Genomic DNA, 22,797 nt, shown 5'->3' on the forward strand with positions numbered 1-22,797 from the left:
TATAATTTTATTTGAGCATTATTTACAATGATTGTCCTAGTTCATAAGCCTCGTTCAAGGAATTAGTATTCTGGATATCTCCCTTGTCTTTAGCTCCTCTTACTAAAACGTGACCAGCATCTTCAAGATGAAAGAAATTCAGACAAAGCTTATACTGACTGATAATACTATCAAATAAACCATCAAGGGTTGCTGCACCTACGAGAAGAAGTGCCATCTTCTTGATGTTAAAAGTATCACGAATAGGATTATGGCAACGGTCGATTACAGCTTTTAGTTGGGCACTAAGCCCATAGAAATATACTGGAGAAGCAATAACAAGCATATCTGCTTGTTTCATTTTCCCGTAGATACCAATCATATCATCCTTCTGTACACAGGTATTGTTCTCACTTTTGAAACAAGCATTACAGCTAATGCAAGGAGCAACCTTATTGTCATGCACGGATACAACTTCCACGTGATGATGTTCTGATGTACCTTTGACAAAGGCGTTAACCATTAAGTCTGTATTGCCACCTTTTCGTGGACTTCCGGATAATACTAATATATTCATAATCTGTTTTTATCATTATTCATTTGAGACAATAACTTCTCATTTTTTTCTTACTTCTGCTACTTATTTACTTTGTTAGTTCAAAGAAAAAAAAGTCAGTCCAACCTGTATTTTCTGCATATAGATGTTGTTTACCACGATACTCAAAACCAATACGCTCGTAAATTTTATGAGCAGGGGTATTAGATGCAAGAGCATCCAAACGAACAGATTTCATACCTGAGTCTATGGAGATACTAATAGCCTTGCGAATCATTTCCGTACCCAAACCAGCACCTTGATAATCAGGACTAACAGCAAGGATATGTATCACTGCTGTCTCATTATCTTTTACTTGCTCAGACCACTCAATTGCGTTATAATCCGCACCTTGATACATTGTTAATGCCATAGCGCCAACGATAGCATCATTCTTTTTGTACAGATACATACTTCCTTCTTCAATATAAGCTTTAATACCTTCTTCTGTAGGGTGTTGACCTTTCTTCCAACGAGCATAAGTAGCCATTTTTGAAGTACGCAGAGTCACATCATCATAAAATTTGATGACTGACTCAAAATCATTTATTTTTGCTTGATCTAGTTTCATTTTTTAATACAATCAATACCGATATAGTTTCAAACATACACCTACCAAAAATATCTATTGAGATTATTCCTCAATAAGATAACTTGTCATTGCCATAGAGTCTAGTTCACAATGATTATTAAACGTCGTTATCTTCTTGCCATCGCTTGCACCAAGAACATATAACAATGGCAGGAAATGATCAGATGTAGGTACTGAATAACGAGAATTCTTGTGAAGAGTAAAATTTATAACCTTCTCGTCATCACGATGTTCTACTGCTTCAGTAATGTAATCATTGAATGCTATAGCTTCAGGACTACCATGATTACTATCCCAGTTGACAAGACGGAGATTGTGCACCACATTACCACTACCGATTATAAGATAACCCTGCTTGCGAAGTGGAGCAAGTTGCTTGCCAATTTCATAGCATTGCTCTGGCGTGAGCACTCCATTTACAGATAGTTGAACAATTGGAATTTGTGCTTCGGGGAACATGTGTACAAAAGGAGACCACGTACCATGATCAATACCCCAAGTATTATCTACCTCTGCGCCTAAGTCCTTCATCGCTAGGATTGCATCACTTAATTCGGCACATCCCTTCGGCTGATATTTCACTTCATAGAGTGCCTCAGGAAATCCGTACATATCGAATATCTGTTTAGGATTATCTGTCTTCTGAATAAGCGTACGATTCTTATACCAATGAGCAGAAATAACCAATATAGCTTTAGGTTGACCATAATCACGAATTATCTGCATCCCTATTTCTTTCAGTTTATGAGTGATATTATTGTCATCAATAGCAATCATCGGACTGCCATGACCTAAAAATACTGCTGGCATTGTTTTCATAAATAACTTTATTTCAATGAATTATAAGTACTTAAAAGTTGATAATCAGCGAAAAAGTCGTAACTTAATTGTCTTAAACAATAATAGATTACAAATCAAATTCGCTATGACTAGTGAGGACAAAGTTACTGAAATATTTTATATTGCAAATGATTGCCACTAGTTTTTTGATAGCAACATGAAAAAATATACAGAATACTATATCTTAGATGCATTGAAATAAACAATAATATAAATAAATTATCATTTACTTTGCCATCATTTTATTTTTTGGTAACTTCGCCGAAACTAAAAGACAAAACATGAAAACAAAGATAATTCGAAATAACGATAGAGGGGAAGTTCAAGCCTACGAGGGAGAAGTACAAGTAGGACAGATTAACTTTAACATAACAGATAGTTTGCTTTCAATAGAGCATACTAAAGTTATTAAAGGATTTGAAAAAAAAGGTATTGACGGCATTCTAGTTCAGTCTGCAACGGATTATGCAGTACATCATAAACTAAAAATAAAGCCTGTTTGCTCATACGCACAACTATGGTATAAGCATCACAAGAAACAATACAAATCTATACTAACTAAGGGTGAGTAAATTATTAGGAATATGCCAATAAGCTTACTACCGACATTACTGATGGCAATCCTTGTAGTGGGATATACACCTGGTCCAGCTAACATATATGCACTTTCAATGTCTATCAGACATGGAAACGAAGAGTACTTAACATGTGGTTGGGACTGCTTGTTGGATTTTCTACAGCTATATTTATTCTAGCTTTACTCACTCATTTATTAGGTACTGTACTTGGTTCATATATTGGATATGTAAAGTATCTCGGCGCAGCCTACATCATGTGGTTGAGCTGGAAGATATATCATACAAGTGGACAGATGAAGAAAGATAATAGAGATTGTACATTCTGGAGTGGTTTCATTGTACAAATGACGAATGCAAAGATACTATTGTTTGACCTTACGTGCTTCAGTTCTTTTGTACTTCCCTACTCTAACAAACTCTTTGACCTGCTAGATGTATCAGCTATGTTACTTATTGCCGGTCCTGGAGCCAATCTTGTTTATGTGTATATAGGCACGTATTTGAATCACTTCTTTAGTAAATATCGCAAGCAATCGGATATAGTCATGTCACTTGCCCTTGCATTATGCGCTATTTATATAGTATTAAACTAAAAAAACATAGAAAGAATACCAATGAAAAAGACTTTTCACAAATTCGAAATAACTACAGTACAATGTGGTTACAACTTAGAAAATAATCATCACGCATTGACTGACCACAGAGGCACATGCAGCCATTGCTATATAAATATTATAAACATTAATAATATATGAAAACATTAAGCACATTATTAAACGAGTTTGATGGCAGACACAAGTCTGAAGATCAATTAATAGAATGCTTCATAGAAATAGCTAAAACAGCTATCTATGGCGGTCATTTCTTGATTAATAAGAAAATGAAAATTAGAATCGCAGAAGTGGAATTCTATTTCCATTCCGAAAACGACAACGAAAGTAATATTCATGATTGGGGAATGTATCATCGCGGAAAAGACCTTGATTCTTTCACAGTAGGATCATTGCACCCTCACCGTTCTGGTATTGACGTAACATTCGAAAGAAAAAACTCATATAGAGCTAGTTTCTTGATTCGCAAATACCAGATCGATGATGATGAAAAAATTATCACAACACCTAGTTATCTAGGCGAAGATATGTTTGGCTACACGGGATGCATTTGCGGTGATGGTCCAAAAATAGTATGGATGAACGATATAGAGCAAACTACCGATAATTTAGAACTGACAAAAAAAACAAGAATCAATCTAACAGCCTATGACGAAAAAGGAAAGAGTCTAAAAACAAATGGGAAAAGAGAGCTAGATAAACGACTATGGAGATTTGGGTTATAAAAGTCAGACAGATGATAGCCATTTTTGGATAGGGTACAAACTCTTGCCTATAGAAACAGATAATGAACTTTCTACAAAAAGAAAACTTTATCGAATTATTAGCTATAGTAACAACTCTGATAATATTGGAGAAAATAAACTTATAAGCTTTGAAAGAATATCAAAGAACAGACATATAAAATAAATAATATAATTATTAAGATTTATGGGTAAATTTAATGATCAACTAAATCCATTATTTGAAAAATGGATTCAAATAAGTGAAAAGAAACATGAAATGCGAGATGATACAGAGGGGCAGAATATCATCTTCACCTATGATGGACTGATGGAAAAGCCAGATTCTTCTATCGATGTTGAAGAATGCTGGCAAAAAGCAGACATGCGCATCATGTTTTTAGTAAAAGACCAACCTTCTATATATTGCGACGATTCAAGGTTATGGCTAAAAGATCAGCTCACCGACAGACCAGATGACGAGAAGAATAAGAAGCTTAATCGTGAGATTAAACCAAAGTTTATTCACAACATTGCAAATGTCTTTTATGGGCTAAGCCATGCTGACAAAGAACATGAAATTACATTTCAATCCCTCAACAAAGAAGATGTGAAGAAATATTTCCTAACCAGTCCATTTGCATTTGTAGAGTGCAAGAAGCAAGGAGGAAAAACATCTATATCAAATTCAACCTTACACCATTATTTATATGATGAAGACTACAAGGAACTGCTATATCAGGAAATTAAAATACTTAGACCAAACATAATTGTATGTACTAACAATATGATATATCAATTTGTACAAGAGATGTATGGAATGGAAAATCTTATTAAACTTAATGAACCAGGGCATAATAGCATTCGTATTTTTGCAGAAAAAGAAATTTTGATTTTAAATTCTTTTCATCCTAGTGCTCGCATAAGTTACATGAAATTCTATGATGGAGTTATGGATCATTACCGAGCCTTCCTCCGTTCTGAATTTGCAGAAAAATATCGATATATTAATAAATAAAATTAGAGTTATACCCTCAACTGGTATAACTTCATTTTATTGACCATAATTCAATATTCTTTGAAATGTAACTTTGCAAAATATATAATTATCAAAAACTAAAGTATTTGATTAAGGCACTTTGAAAAATTTCAGTTAAGACTAACTGACTCTACGAATGGCTTATAATTTAAGTACCAACATTACTTAATATAATAGCACCAAAATGGAAGATATAATATTAGAATCAGCTCGTTTAATAGCTACAGACGACGAGAGCAATGAAATCATTGAAAGACTTAAGACTGAAGGAATTTACAGTCAAGAAGATAAGGAGTGGCAATCAATGAATATTGTACTCGTATCTTCTACTGAAGGAGTTGCAAATATACCAAATGTGCTTTCGAAAAACTCTTTAGCAAAACGAAATATAATAATCAAGACAAATCCGTCTTTGGAAATTGGCGATAATATTGATTACTATTCTGTACTCTCATTCTTTAATGGCGCAGACTCATACGAGGAAATTAAGTCATTATTGTGCTTCATTCACACTAACGAAGATACTAATAGGAACATTGCGTTTGATGAATATGAAATCTTTGATTTGATTAAAGGCAGAAACATGATATCAACAGCATCATATCCTTATAATGAGAACGTTGATGAAGCTATCAATGAGCTTAAAAAAATTAAGCTACATAATAATCGCAGATATCTATTGTTATTCACATACAAACACAATAATGAAGCCACATTCCTTGATATACTACCTGTGAACAACTATTTAGAATCGTTTCCGAAAGATACAACTGTATGTTGGAACATTCAAGAGTCCTCTGTTAATCAAGTAACACTGTTTACCTCTATTTCAATTTAAAAGGACAATGAATAAGTCTAGTCTTTGCAGGAAAAAAGAGTGTTGCTAATTAACTAGTAGTTGCGATTTCGATAATTAAATCTTATTGAATTGGGTACACCTCATACGACGTACTCCAAGAAAATATCCGGATAATAAAGGAAGGTAACTTTAAGCTTCATCCGGCAGGTGAATTTAATGATAATAGAAATTAGATAATACTCTTTCAACTAATTCTTTATCCATTTTAACAAGACAGCAATGAAGTATCTATTTACATAAATACGCCATTGCTGTCTAATTATATTTTGCCAATTCTACTGGAGAACTACAAAAGCCAGTTATATTATTTATTAATTAATTCCAATGTATAATCCAATGCTTTATCTGCTGGCACTTTAAAATCAGGGATTGTACCATGAATATCTTTTTCATCACTGCCTGGAAGCCAAAAACGTTTATATGAGATAAAGCTCTTTAAGCCAGAAACAGGTAATTGATAAATCAATATATCACCAAAGCTGACGCTCATGCCACCAGATTCCTCACCTATAACTTTTCCCATGTTACAATGCTGAAATGCCCATGAGAATGAAGAGGCAGAAGAGAACGTGTGATGACTGATAAGAAGCCAGACTTTACCTTGATAATGTCTAGACTTATCACTAAAAGGATAGATTTTTGCTACTTCGTTGTTGTAATAAAGACCAACCTTCATGTATTGTTCTGGTGATAATAAACTTTGTGTAACTGGAGATATACGAGCGAATGACTTATCAAATTGATAGAATGGAACTTTTGATATATACTGAAACAACATATCTCCAACACTGGAATCTCCTCCCCCGTTATTACGGATGTCAATAATTAAATTACCAATGTGCTTGGCATTTAAGTCAGCTATCATTGAATCTGCAAAGTTAGCCATAGCTGCTCTACCCTCTAAATTTCTAAAATCCATCACAGCAGCATTGTTTCCTTGAATAATACTATAGGAATAATTTGCAACACGGCTTTTATTATCTTGAGCATCTTTATTTCGATTGATTTCTGCATGTATCTTATCGTAAGTAGCAGCCTTTAGTTTCTTTGTATAAATCTTACCACCCAAAAGATATTTAATGTTGTAATCAGGAGCATTATAAAAAAGTTCAAAAAGCGCTGGAAATTGATAGTTAGTAACCATAAGTTTGAAGAAATAGCGTTCACCAGAAGCATAAGGCATCATCTTTTCTATCATGGTCTTATTATCTACCCCATTTATAGTTAGAATTCTTGCATTTTTAGGAATGCCAAACATATCTAACTTAGTAGTAAAAGTTGAGTCGTTAGTATTAATGTCTAACTGAAGAGGGAAACGTAAGCTTTCTTTAGTAAACAAATCATTGTTAGGAAATAACATTCGTGTATGACCATCACCAATAAATGACACTAAGGGTGCCAAATATCTGTATAGTCCTATTCTATTAACGCTATCTGGCAACTCTATCTTTATTTTGTTTGCCATGCTCATAAAAGCATCCATACCACATACAGAAAACATATCGGGATGAACTTCATTCAGCGTATACACCAAAGCATCAATATCAAATTGGGCCTGTTCTTTACTTAGTTTGCCAGATGGAGATAACTTTAACAAGCTTTCAGATGGCTGTTCGAAAGGATTAAGAGATTCCCATCTAACCTGTGTGAAAGCAGAGTCTTTTTTCGAGTCCAGTACTACAAAATCATAAATGCCATTTTTTTTCACATCAAATGCTATAGAATCCACATCACTTCTAAACATAACATGCTTAGCATGAGTAGAAAACACATCAGGACGTGCTGAAGGAGTTATAGTCCAATTGCCATGATTGCTAACACCGTCTGCAATAATTTCTAATTGACTTTTGTTTGATTTTAATACTGAAAGCTTGGTTTGTGCTTCAGAAGAACTGATTCCAGCTCCCAACAAAATTAGTAATGCTAATGATTTTTTTAGTGTCATAAATATAAACGTTTATAGCGCACTCCTTAAATTTATTTCAGAAGTACTCCAATAATAATGTGTTTCCAAATCGGTAAAATTACGCTGTGCGGAAGAGTTAATACTGATGCTAAGTACAGCTAATCATCGAAATATGATTGCAAAATTAAACATAATATTATTAATTCCATAATAAAACTTAGGAATTATATATAATGACATAAAAGTTATGCTATTTCACATTCTATATTTGTAACAATAATAGCTATAGTCATATATTTAGATCATCAACTATATATTTTTCAAGGTTATAACTTTTTATTCTTAAATTATCTTATAATTGTTCTTACTTTCTTCTGAAAAATTACATATTTCATGTGCAATGATATACCTTTGTAGAAAGTTGCAAATACAATTATCAAGTAAAACATTAGATACCATAATGACAAAAATATATTCATACTTAATCATAGCATTGTTATGCTCTGTTTGTTCTGCTACAGCACAAGAGAAACTGCATGAAGCTCAATGGATTTCAGCTCCACACACACAAGCGGAATCTATGCCAATGTTCAGAAAAAGCATTGCTATTAAAAAGGATGTAAAGGATGTTACTATTTATGCCAGTGCACTAGGAGTATATCAGATTTATGCCAACGGTAAAAACCTGACTAACGACGTATTGATGCCTGGATGGACTGATTATCGCAAGAGCATTCAATACCAGCGTTTTCATATACAACAAAAACTACATGCTGGCGACAAACTCTCCATTGCTTCAGTTGTAAGCAAAGGCTGGTGGGCTGGCGGAATATCAAGAGGTATCTATGGTAAGGATACAAATATGGGATTTATCTGTGATGTACATATTGTCTACAAGGACGGTACTGCTCAAGATTACCTTAGTGACACAACATGGAAATGTTACACTAGCGGAGCTTTAGTGTTGGGCGACATATACAATGGAGAAACCTATGACGCACGCAAGGACAAACTTGCAGATGTTTCTACCCCATCCTACAATGATAATACTTGGCAATCTGCCATCATCAATAGCAATAGCAAGGGTGAACTCTGCAATATGATTGGACCACAGATCAAAATTAGAAACAAGTCTTTATGGCGCAAACCACAAAACATTACAGTTTATCAGGGTGCTGATTCAACAAACACCACTTTCGGAAAAATACATATCATCAATAATCAGAATAATCTTAAGAATCCTATCCATCTAAAGAAAGGACAAACATTATTGGTTGATTTCGGGCAAAATATTGTGGGATGGATTGACATGAATGTAAAAGGAATACGAGGAACCACTTTAACATGGAAACATGGCGAGATGCTGAATTTCAACGGAGATGAATCGCGCCTTGACAAAGGACCAGGCGGAAGTTTGTGGACATGGAATCTAAGAGAAGCAAAAGCAACAAACATATATGTAATGAGTGGTAATGAGACGGGCGAAGAATATCATCCAAATCACACATACTTCGGATTCAGATATGCCGAGTTTACCGCAACAAGCGATGTCACAATAAATAAGATTGAAGCTCAAGTAGTAGGCACAGACCTTCGGGAATGGGGAACATTCGAATGCTCTGATCCAAACATAAATCGTCTTTATAGCAATGTATGGTGGGGACAAAGAGGCAACTTTATGAGTATTCCTACTGACTGTCCACAACGTGATGAAAGATTGGGATGGACTGGCGACACACAGATATTCTCACGTACTGCTCTATATAACTCTGATGCAGCTGAATTCTATAGAAAATGGATGCGAGATATGCGCGATAGTCAACGTGAGGATGGAGCCTATCCAGAGACAGCCCCATTCTGTAACATGTGGGGATATGGCACTGCCGGATGGGGAGATGCTGGTATCATTGTTCCTTGGAACACCTATGTAATGACAGGCGACAAAGAGATTATTAAAGAAAACTGGCAATCCATGCAAAAATGGATGGAATTCTGTTCATCTCAACATGATGGTCAATGGACACATATTGGCGCAGAACCAAAATGCGGTGACTGGTTGGCTTATAAGGAAGTTGATGCGCGATATGTTTCGTATACTTACTTTGCCTATTCTGCAGAATTAATGCAAAAGATGGCTGAAGTAATAGGAAAAAGTGACGAAGCTTCGAAATACGGAAAACTATGGAATGATATCCGCAATGAATTCCAAAAGCGCTACATTACCGATGGAGAGATTAATACAGGTAAGGACACTCAGACTGCTTATCTGTTAGCCTTACACTTCAATCTCATTCTAGATAGTCAGAGACAGAAAGCGATGGATGCACTTCGAAAAAATATCATTGCTAACGACTATAAGCTGTCTACAGGATTCATCGGAACAGGTATCCTGATGGAAACGCTTACAGAATGTGGAATGACAGATCTCGCCTATCGTTTACTTTTCCAGCATCAGAATCCTTCATGGCTTTATAGCATTGATCAAGGAGCAACAACTATTTGGGAACGCTGGGACAGTTATACTCGTGAGAGCGGATTCAACAAGCATCCATGGAATATGAATTCATTCAATCATTATAGTTATGGCGCAGTTGTAGAGTGGTTTTATTCTTCTATATTGGGTATTCGTCCTGACGAGCAACAACCAGGTTTCCATCACATAATCCTTGAGCCTCATCCTGGAACAAAATTACAATGGGCAAAGGGGGAAACGATGACGAAATACGGTAAAGTAAGTGTGGAATGGAAAAAAGATACTCAAGGAAGAATACACTATATGGTTACGATTCCGCAAGGGACGAGTGCCACATTAATAACCAAGAATGGGCGAAAAGAAGTAAAGGCAGGAAAGCATACATACTGTTTAACTATTAATGAATAATTAAAGTTTAAACCGTTCCTAAAGAAAACTCAGGAATTATATAATAACATAAAAGTTATGCTATTATATAATTCTATATTTGTAACAATAATAACTACAGGATTGTATTATAACTCATCCACTATGTATTTTTCAAGGCTCGAAGGTGCTGCAGTCGGTGCAAAGCGCTGAACAACCTCACCATTCTTATTGATAAGGAACTTGGTGAAATTCCATTTGATAGCACTCCATAACATTCCACCCTTCTTACTCTTCAGCCACTTATATAATGGATCGGCATCATTTCCATTAACATTGATCTTCTTCAGAATAGGAAATGTCACTCCATAATTTAACGAACAAAACTCCTGAGTCTGATTGTCTGAATCTGGATTTTGATTAGCAAACTGATTGCATGGGAAACCTAAGATTACCAAGCCTTTATCCTGATATGTATTCCATAACTCTTCAAGTCCCTTTAATTGGGGAGTGAATCCGCACTTAGTTGCTATGTTGACAATCAACACTACTTTACCTTTATACTCAGCGAGGCTTACAGACTCGCCTTTCTTGTTCTTTACCGTGAAATCATATAAATTCTTTGCTTCCATAATTTTATTTTATTTGATTCAAATGTATGAAATATATTTTATATCGCACGAAATTTAAAAGTAAATTGCGAAATATTAAGAGTCTAGTTGTATCGCGTATGACTCAAATAATCACAAGTTCTATCATGCATCATGATGAAGTTCCATATCAGACTCTTTGCTAAGAGCAGCTATAGCCCACTTGATTCCTTTAGCCTGACGTACATCTCCTTCAATAAAATGATTTCCAGGATTGAGTTCAAAATGCGTAACATGACCTTGTACTTTATAGTGTTCAAAAATATGTTGCGTCTTTTCTATGATCGTCTGTAGATACGCATTCTTTGATATACATTCTTTATCACCAATGGAAAGATAAACGGGAGCCTTCGTCATAGGTTCATGAGAGAATACAAAATCATCGAAATCTGGATACCATAAACTTCCTGAAGCAGAAATGTAAGCAGCAAACTTGTCTGTACGATACATTGCATAAAGAGAAAAGAGCCCCGACATAGAATAGCCTAATAGTATTCGGCATGGATTATCCGCTTTCAGCAGTTTCTCGCAATGAGGAATCAAACTTGTAAGCATCCATTCTAGATACTTACCAGCATTACCCTCGAAGTTATCATGCTTAGATATCACTTTATCTGCCGGATATGGCGACATGTCTGCATCCCAATCTATCTTCGAGATAACGATAAGATGGAACGGTAAACAATTCAATTCCTTACATGACCTAAGAATAGGTTCGGTTCCATCGCCGTAACTATTGCAATAAACGATAACATCCGTTGACTCCAACGATGGAGTTATCGTGATGTTGTAATCGTTTAATATCTCTTTCATACTTCTACAGTTTATAATAATCTATCATTTCCTTAAATCCCAACTCCTGATACATCCGCTTACCACCTTCTGATGATTCGAGATAGATCTTTGTAATACCCTGACCTTTAGCCTGATCAACAAGCCACGAGACTATTTCCTTACCATACCCCCTACAACGATACTGGGGACGAACATATATATTCATCAAATAAGCGCATCTACCAGATGGATTTTCAGGTGATGGCATTTCATTATAGAGGCATAAGCCGCCACATCCTATTTCATCATCATAGAGGCAAGCGATATGTCCACCACGAGTAATCTCTTGCTTATAGTATTCACGATTCGCTGCCTCCAATGCTTTCCAATCTACATTTTCAGAATCTGCAAATACCTCATGCAACACTTCCATACGCCACAACATCAACGTATCGAGTTCATCAACATTTACTCTTCTTATATTCATATCAAGCTAATTTTAATATTGTCGGCAAAGCCTTTATGTCCACCTTTCCATTAGGAGTGAGCGGCATTGTGTCTAGTTTGATAAAAAACTCAGGGATCATATATGATGGTAGAAATTTTGCCATATTTTCACGCACCCGACTCATTCTAAAAGCCAATTTATCCTTCGGCACAATATAAGCCGCCAGATAAGCGAGTCCATTCTTGTCGTTATGAGCCAACACAATACCCTTTTCCACATCAGGACAGCTACAAAGAATGTTCTGGATCTCAACGGTTTCCACTCTTTTTCCAAGAATCATTACCTGAGTATCCTTACGATGTAGAAATATGATGGTACCGTCAGTTCTCATTAGCCCTAAATCACCTGAACAATACATCATCCTACCATCTTCTAACTTCACATAAGCTTCGTTTTCCTTCTCACGATGTTCACCGATATATCCTCGCGAAACTCCTCCTCCTAAGATACATATTTCACCGATATTACCATTAGGAACCTTTTCCAACTTATCATTTCTTATTTCTATCTGAGTTCCAAGTACTGGTTTTCCAATAGGATAAGTTCCATCGGGCTCTGCCTTAACCTTATTCACATGACAATAAGATGCACAAACCGTTGTTTCGCTTGGACCGTATGTATTATATATTTGGAATTTATCAAGAAGATTAGTCACATAATCTTCTCTTAATACGTCACCGCCACTTATCAACAATTTAAGTGAAGACGGAAAGTGATCAAGTTTGTTCATCTCCAACAAGAGATATGGAAAACCACTGATTTCTATTATTTGGTGCACCTCAATGAAGTCCATCACACGCTTAATGTTCCCCTTTACATAGTCAGAAGGAATGGCAAGTGTAGCACCATTGCAGAGCGTAGTAAACACTTCCTCAACAAAGATATCGAATGAACATACAGAATACTGAAGCATCTTATCTCCCACTGTGGTATGGAATTCATTCTCGAAAGCACGTATATAATGACATACATTGCGATTCTCCACAGTCACACCTTTAGGCATACCAGTAGACCCACTAGTATATAGCACGTAAGCGATTCCATCCGCAATAGATTTATCATTAGCCCTCGCATTCTTGTCAATACTCATTCCTTGTTCGATGAAACGCAAACTCAACCCTTCTAGTTTTTTAGCATACATCCCATTCGTAATTACAAAGTCTACCTTGCACTCATCCATGATAAACTTAATTCTATCAGTTGGGAAAAACGGTTCAACAGGTACATATCCTGCCCCAGCCTTCAATATAGCAAGCATTGCAGCGATTTGCTCTACGTTATGATTCATCACAACGCCGATAAGTTTAGGATCATTTGTTTCAAATCCATCTATTATCGTGTCTACAAGTGCATTGAGTTCCGAAAAAGTTAGACTTCTTCTTTCATCAAACACAGCTACAACATCTGGATGAATCTCCACCTGTCGCATAAAATAACTATATATTGTCTCTTTCATATCACACTATTTATTTTACATTTTCTAAATCATTTTTCTGTGGATGAATAAACAATTATGTTGAATGAACAACACACTAGTTTTCTTCTTCCTTCTTATATAATTCAATGTAGTTATAATGTATATTCCTGAGTAAGGTATTGGCATTATATATGTTCTCATCACCACATCAGGTGATGCTAACTTCATGATTGTGTCTATCGTGTTGCTATATTGCAAACCATTATAGCTACAAATATAGTAATAATATAAACCGCCTCCAAATAATTCTTTGTCTTATAAACTTTGATCGACTAAAACAATCATTTTGCTTTATTATCATGCCATACTTGTATTTGCAAATTTAGCAATATACATTAATTGAGCGTAATTAAATGGGTAGTTCACCTAATAGATAATTAATTATTATCTAACAGAGTTTATTATTTTAGAGAAAATGCGTAACTTTACCGCATGAATAACTAACAGCATATAAATATGAAGAGTTTTAATGCAAAGCCTTGGCTGTTGCCACAGCCTGTACTCATTATTGGTACATACGATGAAAACGGAGTTCCTAACGCTATGAATGCCGCATGGGCAGGTCAGGCGAATATGAATGTTATCACCATTTCGATGGGTAATCACAAGACTACTAGTAACCTGAATGCTTGTGGCGAGTTCACTGTTGCATTTGCTTCAAAGGAGACCATGGTTGCATCTGACTATGTAGGAATCGTCAGTCAGAAGAGTCATCCTGAGAAGATGCAAAAGTCTGGTCTAACTCACGAGAAGGCTACTAACATTAATGCACCTGTATTTACTGATTATCCAATGACATTTGAGTGTCGCGTTAAAGAAAAGCTTTATGAAAGTGAAACCGGTTACTACATTGTTGCGGAGATTGTTAACATACTCGTAGACGAGAAGTATCTTGCAGAAGATGGCAAGCCAGATGTAGAGAAAATGAATCTAATTACTTTTGATCCTATCCACATGGGCTACATTGCACTTGGAGAACGTGTTGGTCAGGCTTTTGGTGAAGGTAAGAAGTTGAAATAAGGATGGGAAAGAACCTCAAACATATCAAGTTATGGCTTCAGGGTCTCTCGTTCCGTACTGGTGTCATCGTTTTAGCTTTATGCATACCGTTCTATGTTCTATCTTTCGCGCAGATGGCTTTACCCGCTAAATATCTTTCAGTAGAAACTAAAGGTATTCTTTGGGTGATACTATTCGGTATGGCTAAAACATGCCAGTATGGTGGACTGACCATTCTAGGAGTTGAAGGCTATAAACGAGTTAAAGCTTGGTTGAAAGTAAATAAGGAAAAGCAGGTAGACAAAGACAATTCAAATAGCGACAAATGTTGATTTATGGCTAATGAATAACGATATTCAGTTAGCGTAAATCAACTCTACCCTATGGAAATATTCCGCTATTTTTACTGAATCATTGAGAAAATGATTATCTTTGTTCAAAATCTGAATATCAATGAATTATAAAAATATCATTTTCGACTTAGGCAATGTGCTAGTAAAACTTGATGAAGATGCTACAATGAAAGCTTTTGAAAATCTTGGTATGGGTAGATATAAACACCTACGTGAAAATCCAGAAGCTCTTAAACTTTTTCAAGCTATGGGCATAGGAATGATTTCTAATCAGGACTTCTTTAATGCTTTCCGTAAAATCGTCAACCCAAATGCCACAGACAAGCAGATTACTGATGCGACCAATGCGATGCTCATTACAATTCCTGATGTGAAAAAACAAAAGCTGATGGATCTTCGCAAAGCTGGATATCGTACTTTCTTGTTAAGCAACACCATTGATTTACATTGGAGATATTGCAAAGACGAACTCTTTCCGATGGACAACTTTACGGTTGATGATTATTTTGAACACACATTCACTTCGCAAAAGATGCACATGAAGAAACCTGATGACGAAATATTTCAGACCGTTATCCAAGAAACCGGTATTAAGCCGAATGAAACGATCTTCATCGACGATCTTGAAGTGAATTGCAATGCTGCCGAAAGAAATGGTATTCACGCATTTCAGAACAAAGAATTTGATGATTGGATGAAACTATTTAGTTAATCTGAAACATCTTTGATATTGCATAGTATTAATAAAAGCATAAATTGAAAGATATGAAAGCAACTAGAATAACAGAACTTTTTGGAATCAAATACCCTATCATTGCAGGAGGAATGGTATGGTGCAGTGGATGGCGATTGGCTTCTGCCGTGAGTAATGCAGGTGGACTTGGACTTCTTGGTGCAGGTAGCATGCATCCCGAAACTCTTGCCGAGCATATCGATAAGATGAAAGCAGCCACAGATAAACCATGGGGTGTAAACTTACCATTGATGTATCCTGAACTTGACAAGATTGTAGAACTTATCATCAGCAAAGGTGTTAAGATTGTATTTACATCTGCAGGTAGTCCAGCCAAACTCACGTCTAGATTTCATGAGGCTGGTATCAAAGTTGTTCATGTAATAGCTAACAGCAAGTTTGCCCGCAAATGCGAGGAGGCTGGCGTTGACGCTATCGTTGCTGAGGGATTTGAAGCAGGCGGACACAATGGTCGTGAAGAACTCACCACAATGACATTAATACCACAGATTCGCAAAGCCACTTCTTTACCACTACTTGCTGCTGGAGGCATTGCTTCAGGCGAAGCTATGTTGGCAGCAATGGCTCTTGGTGCAGATGGCGTACAGATAGGAACCCTCTTTGCTGTTAGCGAGGAGAGTTCGGCATCTGATGCTTTCAAACAACAATGCTTAAATCTTGGAGAGGGCGATACCATGCTAGCGCTGAAGAAGCTTTCACCAACACGACTCGTTAAAAATGCTCTATACGACCGTATTAAAGAGGCAGAAGATAGAGGTGCCGATGCTGATGAACTCCGCGCCATACTTGGTGCAAATGCAGCCAAACGAGGTATCTTTGAAGGCGATATCGAGAATGGCGAAATGGAAATAGGTCAAGCTGTAGCTGGTATTAAGGAACTAAGGCCTATCAGTAAGATTGTGAATGAATTAGTAGAAGGATATAATCAGGCACTAGATAAACTTAGATGAAAGCATTTTCATCTAAGTATTTTTACATCTTGCTACAAGAATAAGTATTTAATTATCAGAATACTTTAATCTTAAATTCTTTGGCAGTTTGCTCACTACTAAATTGTAAGATTCAAGTATCCAATTTTTAATTTGATCAGCTGAGAATGTATGCTCTATGAGAACATCATTCCAGTGTACTTTGTTCAGATGATAACCTGCGCTTATTGCATCATAGGTTTCACGAAGACGCTGTCCCTCTTCAGGTGGCAGTTTAATAGAAACACGTTGATCTGCATATTCCAAAGGCATATGCAGAAATATCTTTCCTTCAATTCTAAATACAATCATATCAGGACCATAGGGTGAATCCTCTGTAACGCCAGGCAGCGACAGACAATATTCTCTAACTTCTTCTAGATTCATAATATATCGTTTTACTTGGTTTTAAATTTCTTGTACCTAGCCCACTCTTCCAGCATATCAGTATCATGCACTCCATCAAAAAACACCACTTGACATTCTTCTTTAAAAGGACTCCAGTTACCACATATTCTACCGTCTTTAGCAATGATGGGCTGGAAAATGCCATTGTTGTTATGAGCCTTATGCCTGTACTCTTCTGGGAGTACTATATCACGACTCTTATAGCTTATTAGATATTCATCATAAGGAGGAATAAAAAGATATTTATCCTTTCTGAATCCTCGTGTTCTACAATCGTCTGTTAGGTAGAAATCTCTTTCTTCCCATTTCTCTAGATGAATCGTGTTGCCTAAAAGAGCTATTCCTTTGCGACAATCACTCATATTTAATCCCGACCACCATGCAAAATCTTGCAATGTTGCAGGCTGACGACTCTTGAAGTATTTGCGAGTAAAGAGCATCAATGCTTCATCTCTGTCTATTTTTGCGGATGGCTTCACCTTATTCGCAGTTAGCGCATAAGTAGCTTTCATTGGCAACAAATCTCCACTACAAATAGTACCAGACAACTCTGCCATACGGATGTGATACGAGAGTCTGTGTTCATCCATGCGGATATCCTTCTGTGCAAGAGCATCAACGAAGTCCTCTTTCGTTACACTTATTTTGTCGGCAGCTGTCTGAGCAAGGATTTCTCTGATCTTCATCAGTTCATCATCTGGAATACTGATCTTATTACTACTCATCCACCCTTTAATTACGGCTATAGACTTAGGAGCACAAAGTTCGATCAAAGTCCAGTAGTCGTCAGCAGATATAAGTTGCCAAGTGCCTCGCATCAGGTGAAGACGAATGATTCGACCACAGTCAAAAGCCTCCTTAAAAGCTTTTACTGATGGTTTACGTGTTCGCATCTCCACAGCCCATCGCATCATGCGGTATTCCTGTGCCTGCATCGCACACATATAACTGACCACATCCTCTGGATTATCAAATTCGGGACAGATCAACTGTTGATTGAGAAGTCGTATTGCTATAGGATTCATATCGTTACCTCTATCAATATACCTTCTGGTCCAACGATGCAACTTTCGTAATAACCATCACCAGTAATACGCGGACCACTGATGCACTCATAGCCTGCAGCCTTTAATTCATCAGTCTTTGCATCTACGTTTGCCTTACTTCCGAGTGCGATTGATACATGGATAAATCCACCACGAAACACATCTACCAAAGGCTTCATTACTTCTGGTCGAGACATGAGTTCCAATCTGGCACCACCATCAGTAAAAGACAATATATAAGTTTTCAGTCCTGTACGAGAATTATGATACAATTCATTTGAATCACATGAGAAGTGCTCCACGAAGAAGCGTTTCATGCCTTCAAGGTCAATACAATAAACTGCGATATGGTCAATATTCATATTACTTTGTTTGTGTATAACCTTCTTTTTTCAAAATTTCTATAAGTCGCTGACGGTGATCACCTTGAATGATTATTTCTCCATCTTTAACAGAACCACCAACACCGCATTTTTGCTTTAAAAGTTTGCATAGAGTCAGCATATCCTCATCCGATCCGGTGAAGAATTTTACGATCGTTACTGTTTTTCCACCACGACCAGCACGTTCCATATACAATCGTAATTTCTGCTGATTCTTTGGCAAAGTATTTTGTCCTTCCTGCGAATCCTCAGAATAATCAAAATCAGCATCTGTGGAGTAAACCACACCTTCCCGCTTCTTTCGCTCAACATCCTTCTTCTCGGATTCTTCTACATTATCGCTTGTTGCTCCAAGAGCAGCTAAAGCACTTTTCCAATCTGCCATTCTTATATTTTTTCAATGTAAAAAGTTACTGGTCTTAATCCGTCATTGCAACTTATCATCGCCCCTTAAGTATCACTGTTATCTGTAATTATATAACCAACCAGTTTTGATATCTGTTTCTGATTTACTTAATCAAAGAGTTTATCCCAAATCCACAATACAGCAATTGCGCCAAAGACGCAGAATACGAAGTTTGTGATATACCCTCTCCCAAATAGTTCAATATTCAGCAAATGACTTATTAAAGCTCCTGCATAGCTACCAACTATACCAATTAAGAGGTTCATGCAACATCCTTTACCCTTACCGATCATAATCTTGTTAGCAATGTAACCGATGAAGATGCCTGTCAGTATAGGCCATGCTGTAAATTCTGCAATGTGTTCTAACATATTTATTATAAATATCCGTTAATTATATTTCTTAACTCTGCCAGCGAAATTGCACCACTCTGTCTCCAAAGTGACTGCCCGTTGCGAAATAACATTAGTGTAGGTACTGACTGAATCTTATACTGTCCAGCCGTTACGCCTTGTTTGTCTACATCTATCTTGATGATGCGAATACTATCGCCCAATGCTTGTTTCAATTGTTCCAGAATAGGATGCATCATCTTGCATGGTTGACACCATGTTGCGAAGAAGTCCACCAAGACTAGTTTATCGCTTGATATTACTTCATTGAATGTTTCCATAATTTGTATTTTAAGTCTAACCATTTGGTCCAAACCATCTTTACTAGGATGATGAGGTTTCAATACACCTGGCACTATATAATCAAGGATTACATAAATAATCAGTTTTAATCATAAAAGTTCAATTTGTTATTATGACTACAAATATACTTATTTTCTCAATTTTATGATGAGTTGAGTCTAAAATTTTGTTTCACAATGGCTATATTTAACACTTTCTTTCAATAAATAAAACCATTTATTTATAGCAACAAGAACACAAGTCATTGATTAAACATTACACAAAATCGCAGGGAGTATTGCAAATCTTAGTTAATTAAGACGATAACAAAGCCCCATAACATAACAATTCCTACCTTTAGGTAACTATCTTACTATTTGGTACTCTCTTGCAAACAAAAATATTATATTGTAAATTTGCATTATAAAAATTAAGACACATAACAATTTAAATTCAAAATAATAATGAGTAATTTTAAGAAGACAACCGTTAAGATGGACGCAGCTCGCACAGAGCTCCATGAGTTATTAAACCTAACAGGTGAAGAGATTTCAATAAACAACATGCCTGCTGGTGAACAAATACCTTTCGCTCATAAGCATAAGCAAAACGAAGAAGTATATGGTGTTATATCAGGTAAGGGCATCATGAATATTGACGGTGAGGATATTGTTCTTAATGCCGGTGACTGGATGCGCGTAGATCCTTCAGCAAAACGCCAACTTCGTGCAGCTGATGATAGCGCAATAAGTTACATCTGCATTCAGACCAAAGCCGGTTCACTAGATGAATTTACAGGTAAGGACGGAGTCCTAGCATAACTCATTTTATGATGCTCTATTGGTTTGTATGTATTAAAAAAGATTGAACATCTGTATTATCACAACAAGTCATTAAACGTTTTTCATTGACAAACATAATACATATAAGTAACTAAACTACATATACTTATGTTTAAGATGTAAAACTTTTAGTTTAACATACCTTTCATACATTTTTATGGAGTGACATGTTAAAAAGCTTAAGGTAACATATATGCTATCATTGCATATTATCTTATTTTTTTCATGCCGCTCCTTCGTTTTTATACCATATTTATCCTCTTATAATTTTTCATTTCATGAACCGACCAAGAACAACAAATACCACATACACAACTATTTTTATATCGTATCTAGCTGAACATTCAACAAAATAAAAACAACTGCTGTTTACTATTATTCTGTTTTTTCTGAGAAATACCACATTTAAGTTTGAAGTATTAAACATAAAATGTATATTTGCAAAGCGTTGTTATAGATATTAAGAACAACCCCGATCATTATTAATATAAATTTTAAAATATTGATTATGGACAAAAAAGCAGATATTGGTTTAATAGGACTTGCCGTTATGGGCGAGAACCTAGTTTTAAATATGGAAAGCAAAGGCTTTGCTGTTGCTGTATATAACCGTACTGTACCCGGTATTGAAGAAGGTGTAGTAGAACGGTTTGTAAATGGACGTGGCAAAGGAAAGAATATTATAGGTTGCACAGAAATCAATAATTTTGTAGAACATATCAAGACTCCCCGCAAGATTATGATGATGGTACGTGCTGGAAATGCTGTTGACCAACTCATGGAACAGCTTTTCCCGTTACTTTCACCGGGAGATATCATCATTGATGGTGGAAACTCTAATTATGAAGACAGCAATCGCCGTGTGATTGAAACAGAAAAACGTGGATTCAGATTTATAGGAACTGGCGTTAGCGGTGGTGAGTTCGGTGCATTGAATGGAGCTTCTATCATGCCCGGAGGATCACAGTCTGCATGGAATGATGTAAAGCCGATATTACAGCGGATTGCTGCAATAGCGGAAGATGGTACTCCCTGTTGTGATTGGGTTGGTCCTGGAGGTTCAGGACATTTCGTGAAGATGATCCATAACGGTATAGAATATGGTGACATGCAACTCATCAGTGAGGCTTACTTCCTATTGAAACATCTTAAGAAGATGGATAATGAAGCGATTGCCGCTGTTTTTGAACATTGGAACGAAGGACGATTGCACAGTTATCTGATGGAAATATCAGCTCAGGTGCTACGCCACCGAGATAAGGACGGCGACTATTTGATTGATAAGATACTTGATACTGCCGGACAGAAAGGAACTGGTAAGTGGTCGGTCATCAATGCGATGGAACTTGGTATGCCACTGGGACTGATTGCTTCAGCAGTGTTCGAGCGCAGCCTCTCTTCTGACAAGAACCTGCGTGTAGAAGCTGCCGAACGATTAGCGAAAGACCGTAACATAGATACTACGACTGACTTATCACTTGTTGATGATATCGAGCAAGCACTCTATGCGTCCAAATTGGTATCTTATGCTCAAGGATTTGCTGTCTTACAAAAGGCTTCTGACAACTTTTCGTGGAATCTCGACCTCGCTTCCATCGCCCGAATGTGGCGTGCAGGATGTATCATCCGTTCAGCCTTTCTAAATGATATCTCTGATGCTTACCAAGCTTCAGAGAAACCTAAGCACCTACTCTTTGCGCCTAAGTTTGCAGCAGAAACAGCACAAGCTCTTAAAGGATGGAAAGGACTTGTAATCACAGCACTTCAAGCAGAGCTTCCTGTGCCGGCACTCAGTTCGGCTCTCAACTACTATTTGTCTCTCACCACAGCTAACCTCCCTGCAAATATGATACAGGCACTACGTGACTTCTTTGGCGCACATACCTTTGAGCGCATTGATATGCCACGCGGAGAGTTCTTTCATGAAGACTGGACCGGTAAGGGCGGCAACACTCATTCTGGCAGTTATAATGTATAATCACATTAAAATATGAG

General features: G+C 36.6%; 26 protein-coding genes. 12 read left to right on the forward strand and 14 right to left on the reverse strand.

Annotated elements, in window-relative coordinates:
* Positions 1 to 22: 22 nt before the first annotated feature.
* From HEQ28_RS04030 to ygiD, 3 genes are all read right to left on the reverse strand, one after another.
* Entirely contained in the window at positions 23 to 556 is a 534-nt protein-coding gene (locus HEQ28_RS04030; RefSeq protein WP_434503893.1) for a flavodoxin family protein, read from the reverse strand.
* Between the two features lie 67 nt (positions 557 to 623).
* Positions 624 to 1,145: a GNAT family N-acetyltransferase gene (locus HEQ28_RS04035; RefSeq protein ID WP_434503894.1), complete on the reverse strand. Its 522-nt coding sequence runs from the start codon at positions 1,143 to 1,145 to the stop codon at positions 624 to 626.
* Between the two features lie 63 nt (positions 1,146 to 1,208).
* Positions 1,209 to 1,985 (reverse strand): 4,5-DOPA-extradiol-dioxygenase, encoded by a 777-nt coding sequence (gene ygiD / locus HEQ28_RS04040; protein ID WP_434503895.1) that lies wholly within the window; start codon positions 1,983 to 1,985, stop codon positions 1,209 to 1,211.
* 302 nt (positions 1,986 to 2,287) lie between these two features.
* Here ygiD and HEQ28_RS04045 point away from each other — a divergent pair, with 302 nt between their 5' ends.
* From HEQ28_RS04045 to HEQ28_RS04065, 5 genes are all read left to right on the forward strand, one after another.
* A complete protein-coding gene (locus HEQ28_RS04045; protein WP_434503896.1) occupies positions 2,288 to 2,578 on the forward strand; it encodes a GNAT family N-acetyltransferase in 291 nt (96 codons plus the stop codon).
* A 134-nt stretch (positions 2,579 to 2,712) separates the two neighbouring features.
* On the forward strand, positions 2,713 to 3,177 hold the full coding sequence (locus HEQ28_RS04050) for a LysE family transporter (RefSeq protein WP_434503897.1): 465 nt from the start codon (positions 2,713 to 2,715) through the stop codon (positions 3,175 to 3,177).
* Positions 3,178 to 3,335: 158 nt separating this feature from the next.
* Positions 3,336 to 3,920 (forward strand): hypothetical protein, encoded by a 585-nt coding sequence (locus HEQ28_RS04055; RefSeq protein ID WP_434503898.1) that lies wholly within the window; start codon positions 3,336 to 3,338, stop codon positions 3,918 to 3,920.
* Between the two features lie 205 nt (positions 3,921 to 4,125).
* Complete coding sequence (locus tag HEQ28_RS04060) at positions 4,126 to 4,935, forward strand: hypothetical protein (RefSeq protein ID WP_434503899.1); 810 nt, start codon at positions 4,126 to 4,128, stop codon at positions 4,933 to 4,935.
* A 205-nt stretch (positions 4,936 to 5,140) separates the two neighbouring features.
* Positions 5,141 to 5,794, forward strand: a complete 654-nt coding sequence (locus tag HEQ28_RS04065) for a hypothetical protein (RefSeq protein WP_434503900.1) — start codon at positions 5,141 to 5,143, stop codon at positions 5,792 to 5,794.
* A 325-nt stretch (positions 5,795 to 6,119) separates the two neighbouring features.
* On the opposite strand, the gene HEQ28_RS04070 is transcribed toward HEQ28_RS04065, so the two are convergent.
* Complete coding sequence (locus HEQ28_RS04070; RefSeq protein ID WP_434503901.1) at positions 6,120 to 7,760, reverse strand: S41 family peptidase; 1,641 nt, start codon at positions 7,758 to 7,760, stop codon at positions 6,120 to 6,122.
* Positions 7,761 to 8,181: 421 nt separating this feature from the next.
* On the opposite strand from HEQ28_RS04070, the gene HEQ28_RS04075 reads away from it, so the two are divergent.
* A complete protein-coding gene (locus HEQ28_RS04075) occupies positions 8,182 to 10,602 on the forward strand; it encodes an alpha-L-rhamnosidase (protein WP_434503902.1) in 2,421 nt (806 codons plus the stop codon).
* A 107-nt stretch (positions 10,603 to 10,709) separates the two neighbouring features.
* Here HEQ28_RS04075 and HEQ28_RS04080 read toward each other — a convergent pair whose 3' ends face one another.
* The 4 genes from HEQ28_RS04080 to HEQ28_RS04095 form a co-directional block, all read right to left on the reverse strand.
* The gene (locus HEQ28_RS04080) at positions 10,710 to 11,192 is read right to left on the reverse strand and encodes a glutathione peroxidase (RefSeq protein ID WP_434503903.1); all 483 of its coding nucleotides are present in this window, start codon (positions 11,190 to 11,192) and stop codon (positions 10,710 to 10,712) included.
* A gap of 123 nt (positions 11,193 to 11,315) precedes the next feature.
* Entirely contained in the window at positions 11,316 to 12,023 is a 708-nt protein-coding gene (locus HEQ28_RS04085; RefSeq protein ID WP_434503904.1) for an alpha/beta hydrolase-fold protein, read from the reverse strand.
* 4 nt (positions 12,024 to 12,027) lie between these two features.
* A complete protein-coding gene (locus tag HEQ28_RS04090) occupies positions 12,028 to 12,471 on the reverse strand; it encodes a GNAT family N-acetyltransferase (RefSeq protein WP_434503905.1) in 444 nt (147 codons plus the stop codon).
* A gap of 1 nt (position 12,472) precedes the next feature.
* Entirely contained in the window at positions 12,473 to 13,948 is a 1,476-nt protein-coding gene (locus HEQ28_RS04095; protein WP_434503906.1) for an amino acid adenylation domain-containing protein, read from the reverse strand.
* A gap of 477 nt (positions 13,949 to 14,425) precedes the next feature.
* Between HEQ28_RS04095 and HEQ28_RS04100 the strand changes: the two genes are divergently transcribed.
* The 4 genes from HEQ28_RS04100 (at position 14,426) to HEQ28_RS04115 (ending at position 17,025) form a co-directional block, all read left to right on the forward strand.
* Complete coding sequence (locus HEQ28_RS04100) at positions 14,426 to 14,989, forward strand: flavin reductase family protein (RefSeq protein WP_434503907.1); 564 nt, start codon at positions 14,426 to 14,428, stop codon at positions 14,987 to 14,989.
* Between the two features lie 2 nt (positions 14,990 to 14,991).
* Positions 14,992 to 15,300 (forward strand): hypothetical protein, encoded by a 309-nt coding sequence (locus HEQ28_RS04105; RefSeq protein WP_434503908.1) that lies wholly within the window; start codon positions 14,992 to 14,994, stop codon positions 15,298 to 15,300.
* Between the two features lie 121 nt (positions 15,301 to 15,421).
* Positions 15,422 to 16,033 (forward strand): HAD family hydrolase, encoded by a 612-nt coding sequence (locus HEQ28_RS04110; protein ID WP_434503909.1) that lies wholly within the window; start codon positions 15,422 to 15,424, stop codon positions 16,031 to 16,033.
* Positions 16,034 to 16,086: 53 nt separating this feature from the next.
* Positions 16,087 to 17,025, forward strand: coding sequence for an NAD(P)H-dependent flavin oxidoreductase (locus HEQ28_RS04115; protein ID WP_434503910.1), 939 nt, complete (start codon positions 16,087 to 16,089; stop codon positions 17,023 to 17,025).
* 48 nt (positions 17,026 to 17,073) lie between these two features.
* Here HEQ28_RS04115 and HEQ28_RS04120 read toward each other — a convergent pair whose 3' ends face one another.
* The 6 genes from HEQ28_RS04120 to trxA all read right to left on the reverse strand — a co-directional run bounded on the left by HEQ28_RS04120 (position 17,074) and on the right by trxA (position 19,959).
* On the reverse strand, positions 17,074 to 17,430 hold the full coding sequence (locus HEQ28_RS04120) for an MmcQ/YjbR family DNA-binding protein (protein ID WP_434503911.1): 357 nt from the start codon (positions 17,428 to 17,430) through the stop codon (positions 17,074 to 17,076).
* A gap of 11 nt (positions 17,431 to 17,441) precedes the next feature.
* On the reverse strand, positions 17,442 to 18,476 hold the full coding sequence (locus tag HEQ28_RS04125; protein ID WP_434503912.1) for a winged helix DNA-binding domain-containing protein: 1,035 nt from the start codon (positions 18,474 to 18,476) through the stop codon (positions 17,442 to 17,444).
* On the reverse strand, positions 18,473 to 18,859 hold the full coding sequence (locus HEQ28_RS04130; RefSeq protein WP_434503913.1) for a VOC family protein: 387 nt from the start codon (positions 18,857 to 18,859) through the stop codon (positions 18,473 to 18,475). The genes HEQ28_RS04125 and HEQ28_RS04130 overlap by 4 nt, the downstream gene beginning before the upstream one ends.
* Before the next feature lies 1 nt (position 18,860).
* Positions 18,861 to 19,265 carry a translation initiation factor gene (locus tag HEQ28_RS04135; protein ID WP_434503914.1) on the reverse strand — a complete coding sequence of 135 codons (405 nt, stop codon included), beginning with the start codon at positions 19,263 to 19,265 and terminating at the stop codon, positions 18,861 to 18,863.
* Between the two features lie 128 nt (positions 19,266 to 19,393).
* Positions 19,394 to 19,657 carry a GlsB/YeaQ/YmgE family stress response membrane protein gene (locus tag HEQ28_RS04140; RefSeq protein WP_434503915.1) on the reverse strand — a complete coding sequence of 88 codons (264 nt, stop codon included), beginning with the start codon at positions 19,655 to 19,657 and terminating at the stop codon, positions 19,394 to 19,396.
* A gap of 5 nt (positions 19,658 to 19,662) precedes the next feature.
* Entirely contained in the window at positions 19,663 to 19,959 is a 297-nt protein-coding gene (gene trxA / locus HEQ28_RS04145) for a thioredoxin (RefSeq protein ID WP_434503916.1), read from the reverse strand.
* 465 nt (positions 19,960 to 20,424) lie between these two features.
* Between trxA and HEQ28_RS04150 the strand changes: the two genes are divergently transcribed.
* Complete coding sequence (locus tag HEQ28_RS04150; protein ID WP_434503917.1) at positions 20,425 to 20,781, forward strand: cupin domain-containing protein; 357 nt, start codon at positions 20,425 to 20,427, stop codon at positions 20,779 to 20,781.
* A gap of 529 nt (positions 20,782 to 21,310) precedes the next feature.
* Positions 21,311 to 22,780 (forward strand): decarboxylating NADP(+)-dependent phosphogluconate dehydrogenase, encoded by a 1,470-nt coding sequence (gene gnd, locus HEQ28_RS04155; RefSeq protein WP_434503918.1) that lies wholly within the window; start codon positions 21,311 to 21,313, stop codon positions 22,778 to 22,780.
* Positions 22,781 to 22,797 lie beyond the last annotated feature (17 nt).

The sequence above is a fragment of the Prevotella sp. genome (assembly GCF_051059605.1).
Taxonomy (GTDB): Bacteria; Bacteroidota; Bacteroidia; order Bacteroidales; family Bacteroidaceae; genus Prevotella.

Excerpts from the sequence above, each read along its gene's own strand:
- HEQ28_RS04035 (WP_434503894.1), bottom strand. The coding sequence starts at position 1,145 with ATGAAACTAGATCAAGCAAAAATAAATGATTTTGAGTCAGTCATCAAA.
- HEQ28_RS04125 (WP_434503912.1), bottom strand. The coding sequence starts at position 18,476 with ATGAATCCTATAGCAATACGACTTCTCAATCAACAGTTGATCTGTCCC.
- ygiD (WP_434503895.1), bottom strand. The coding sequence starts at position 1,985 with ATGAAAACAATGCCAGCAGTATTTTTAGGTCATGGCAGTCCGATGATT.
- HEQ28_RS04030 (WP_434503893.1), bottom strand. The coding sequence starts at position 556 with ATGAATATATTAGTATTATCCGGAAGTCCACGAAAAGGTGGCAATACA.
- HEQ28_RS04070 (WP_434503901.1), bottom strand. The coding sequence starts at position 7,760 with ATGACACTAAAAAAATCATTAGCATTACTAATTTTGTTGGGAGCTGGA.
- HEQ28_RS04100 (WP_434503907.1), top strand. The coding sequence starts at position 14,426 with ATGAAGAGTTTTAATGCAAAGCCTTGGCTGTTGCCACAGCCTGTACTC.
- HEQ28_RS04065 (WP_434503900.1), top strand. The coding sequence starts at position 5,141 with ATGGAAGATATAATATTAGAATCAGCTCGTTTAATAGCTACAGACGAC.
- HEQ28_RS04135 (WP_434503914.1), bottom strand. The coding sequence starts at position 19,265 with ATGGCAGATTGGAAAAGTGCTTTAGCTGCTCTTGGAGCAACAAGCGAT.
- HEQ28_RS04140 (WP_434503915.1), bottom strand. The coding sequence starts at position 19,657 with ATGTTAGAACACATTGCAGAATTTACAGCATGGCCTATACTGACAGGC.
- HEQ28_RS04095 (WP_434503906.1), bottom strand. The coding sequence starts at position 13,948 with ATGAAAGAGACAATATATAGTTATTTTATGCGACAGGTGGAGATTCAT.
- gnd (WP_434503918.1), top strand. The coding sequence starts at position 21,311 with ATGGACAAAAAAGCAGATATTGGTTTAATAGGACTTGCCGTTATGGGC.
- HEQ28_RS04085 (WP_434503904.1), bottom strand. The coding sequence starts at position 12,023 with ATGAAAGAGATATTAAACGATTACAACATCACGATAACTCCATCGTTG.
- HEQ28_RS04075 (WP_434503902.1), top strand. The coding sequence starts at position 8,182 with ATGACAAAAATATATTCATACTTAATCATAGCATTGTTATGCTCTGTT.
- HEQ28_RS04120 (WP_434503911.1), bottom strand. The coding sequence starts at position 17,430 with ATGAATCTAGAAGAAGTTAGAGAATATTGTCTGTCGCTGCCTGGCGTT.
- HEQ28_RS04060 (WP_434503899.1), top strand. The coding sequence starts at position 4,126 with ATGGGTAAATTTAATGATCAACTAAATCCATTATTTGAAAAATGGATT.
- HEQ28_RS04050 (WP_434503897.1), top strand. The coding sequence starts at position 2,713 with ATGTGGTTGGGACTGCTTGTTGGATTTTCTACAGCTATATTTATTCTA.
- HEQ28_RS04045 (WP_434503896.1), top strand. The coding sequence starts at position 2,288 with ATGAAAACAAAGATAATTCGAAATAACGATAGAGGGGAAGTTCAAGCC.
- HEQ28_RS04110 (WP_434503909.1), top strand. The coding sequence starts at position 15,422 with ATGAATTATAAAAATATCATTTTCGACTTAGGCAATGTGCTAGTAAAA.
- HEQ28_RS04105 (WP_434503908.1), top strand. The coding sequence starts at position 14,992 with ATGGGAAAGAACCTCAAACATATCAAGTTATGGCTTCAGGGTCTCTCG.
- HEQ28_RS04055 (WP_434503898.1), top strand. The coding sequence starts at position 3,336 with ATGAAAACATTAAGCACATTATTAAACGAGTTTGATGGCAGACACAAG.
- trxA (WP_434503916.1), bottom strand. The coding sequence starts at position 19,959 with ATGGAAACATTCAATGAAGTAATATCAAGCGATAAACTAGTCTTGGTG.
- HEQ28_RS04130 (WP_434503913.1), bottom strand. The coding sequence starts at position 18,859 with ATGAATATTGACCATATCGCAGTTTATTGTATTGACCTTGAAGGCATG.
- HEQ28_RS04090 (WP_434503905.1), bottom strand. The coding sequence starts at position 12,471 with ATGAATATAAGAAGAGTAAATGTTGATGAACTCGATACGTTGATGTTG.
- HEQ28_RS04150 (WP_434503917.1), top strand. The coding sequence starts at position 20,425 with ATGAGTAATTTTAAGAAGACAACCGTTAAGATGGACGCAGCTCGCACA.
- HEQ28_RS04115 (WP_434503910.1), top strand. The coding sequence starts at position 16,087 with ATGAAAGCAACTAGAATAACAGAACTTTTTGGAATCAAATACCCTATC.
- HEQ28_RS04080 (WP_434503903.1), bottom strand. The coding sequence starts at position 11,192 with ATGGAAGCAAAGAATTTATATGATTTCACGGTAAAGAACAAGAAAGGC.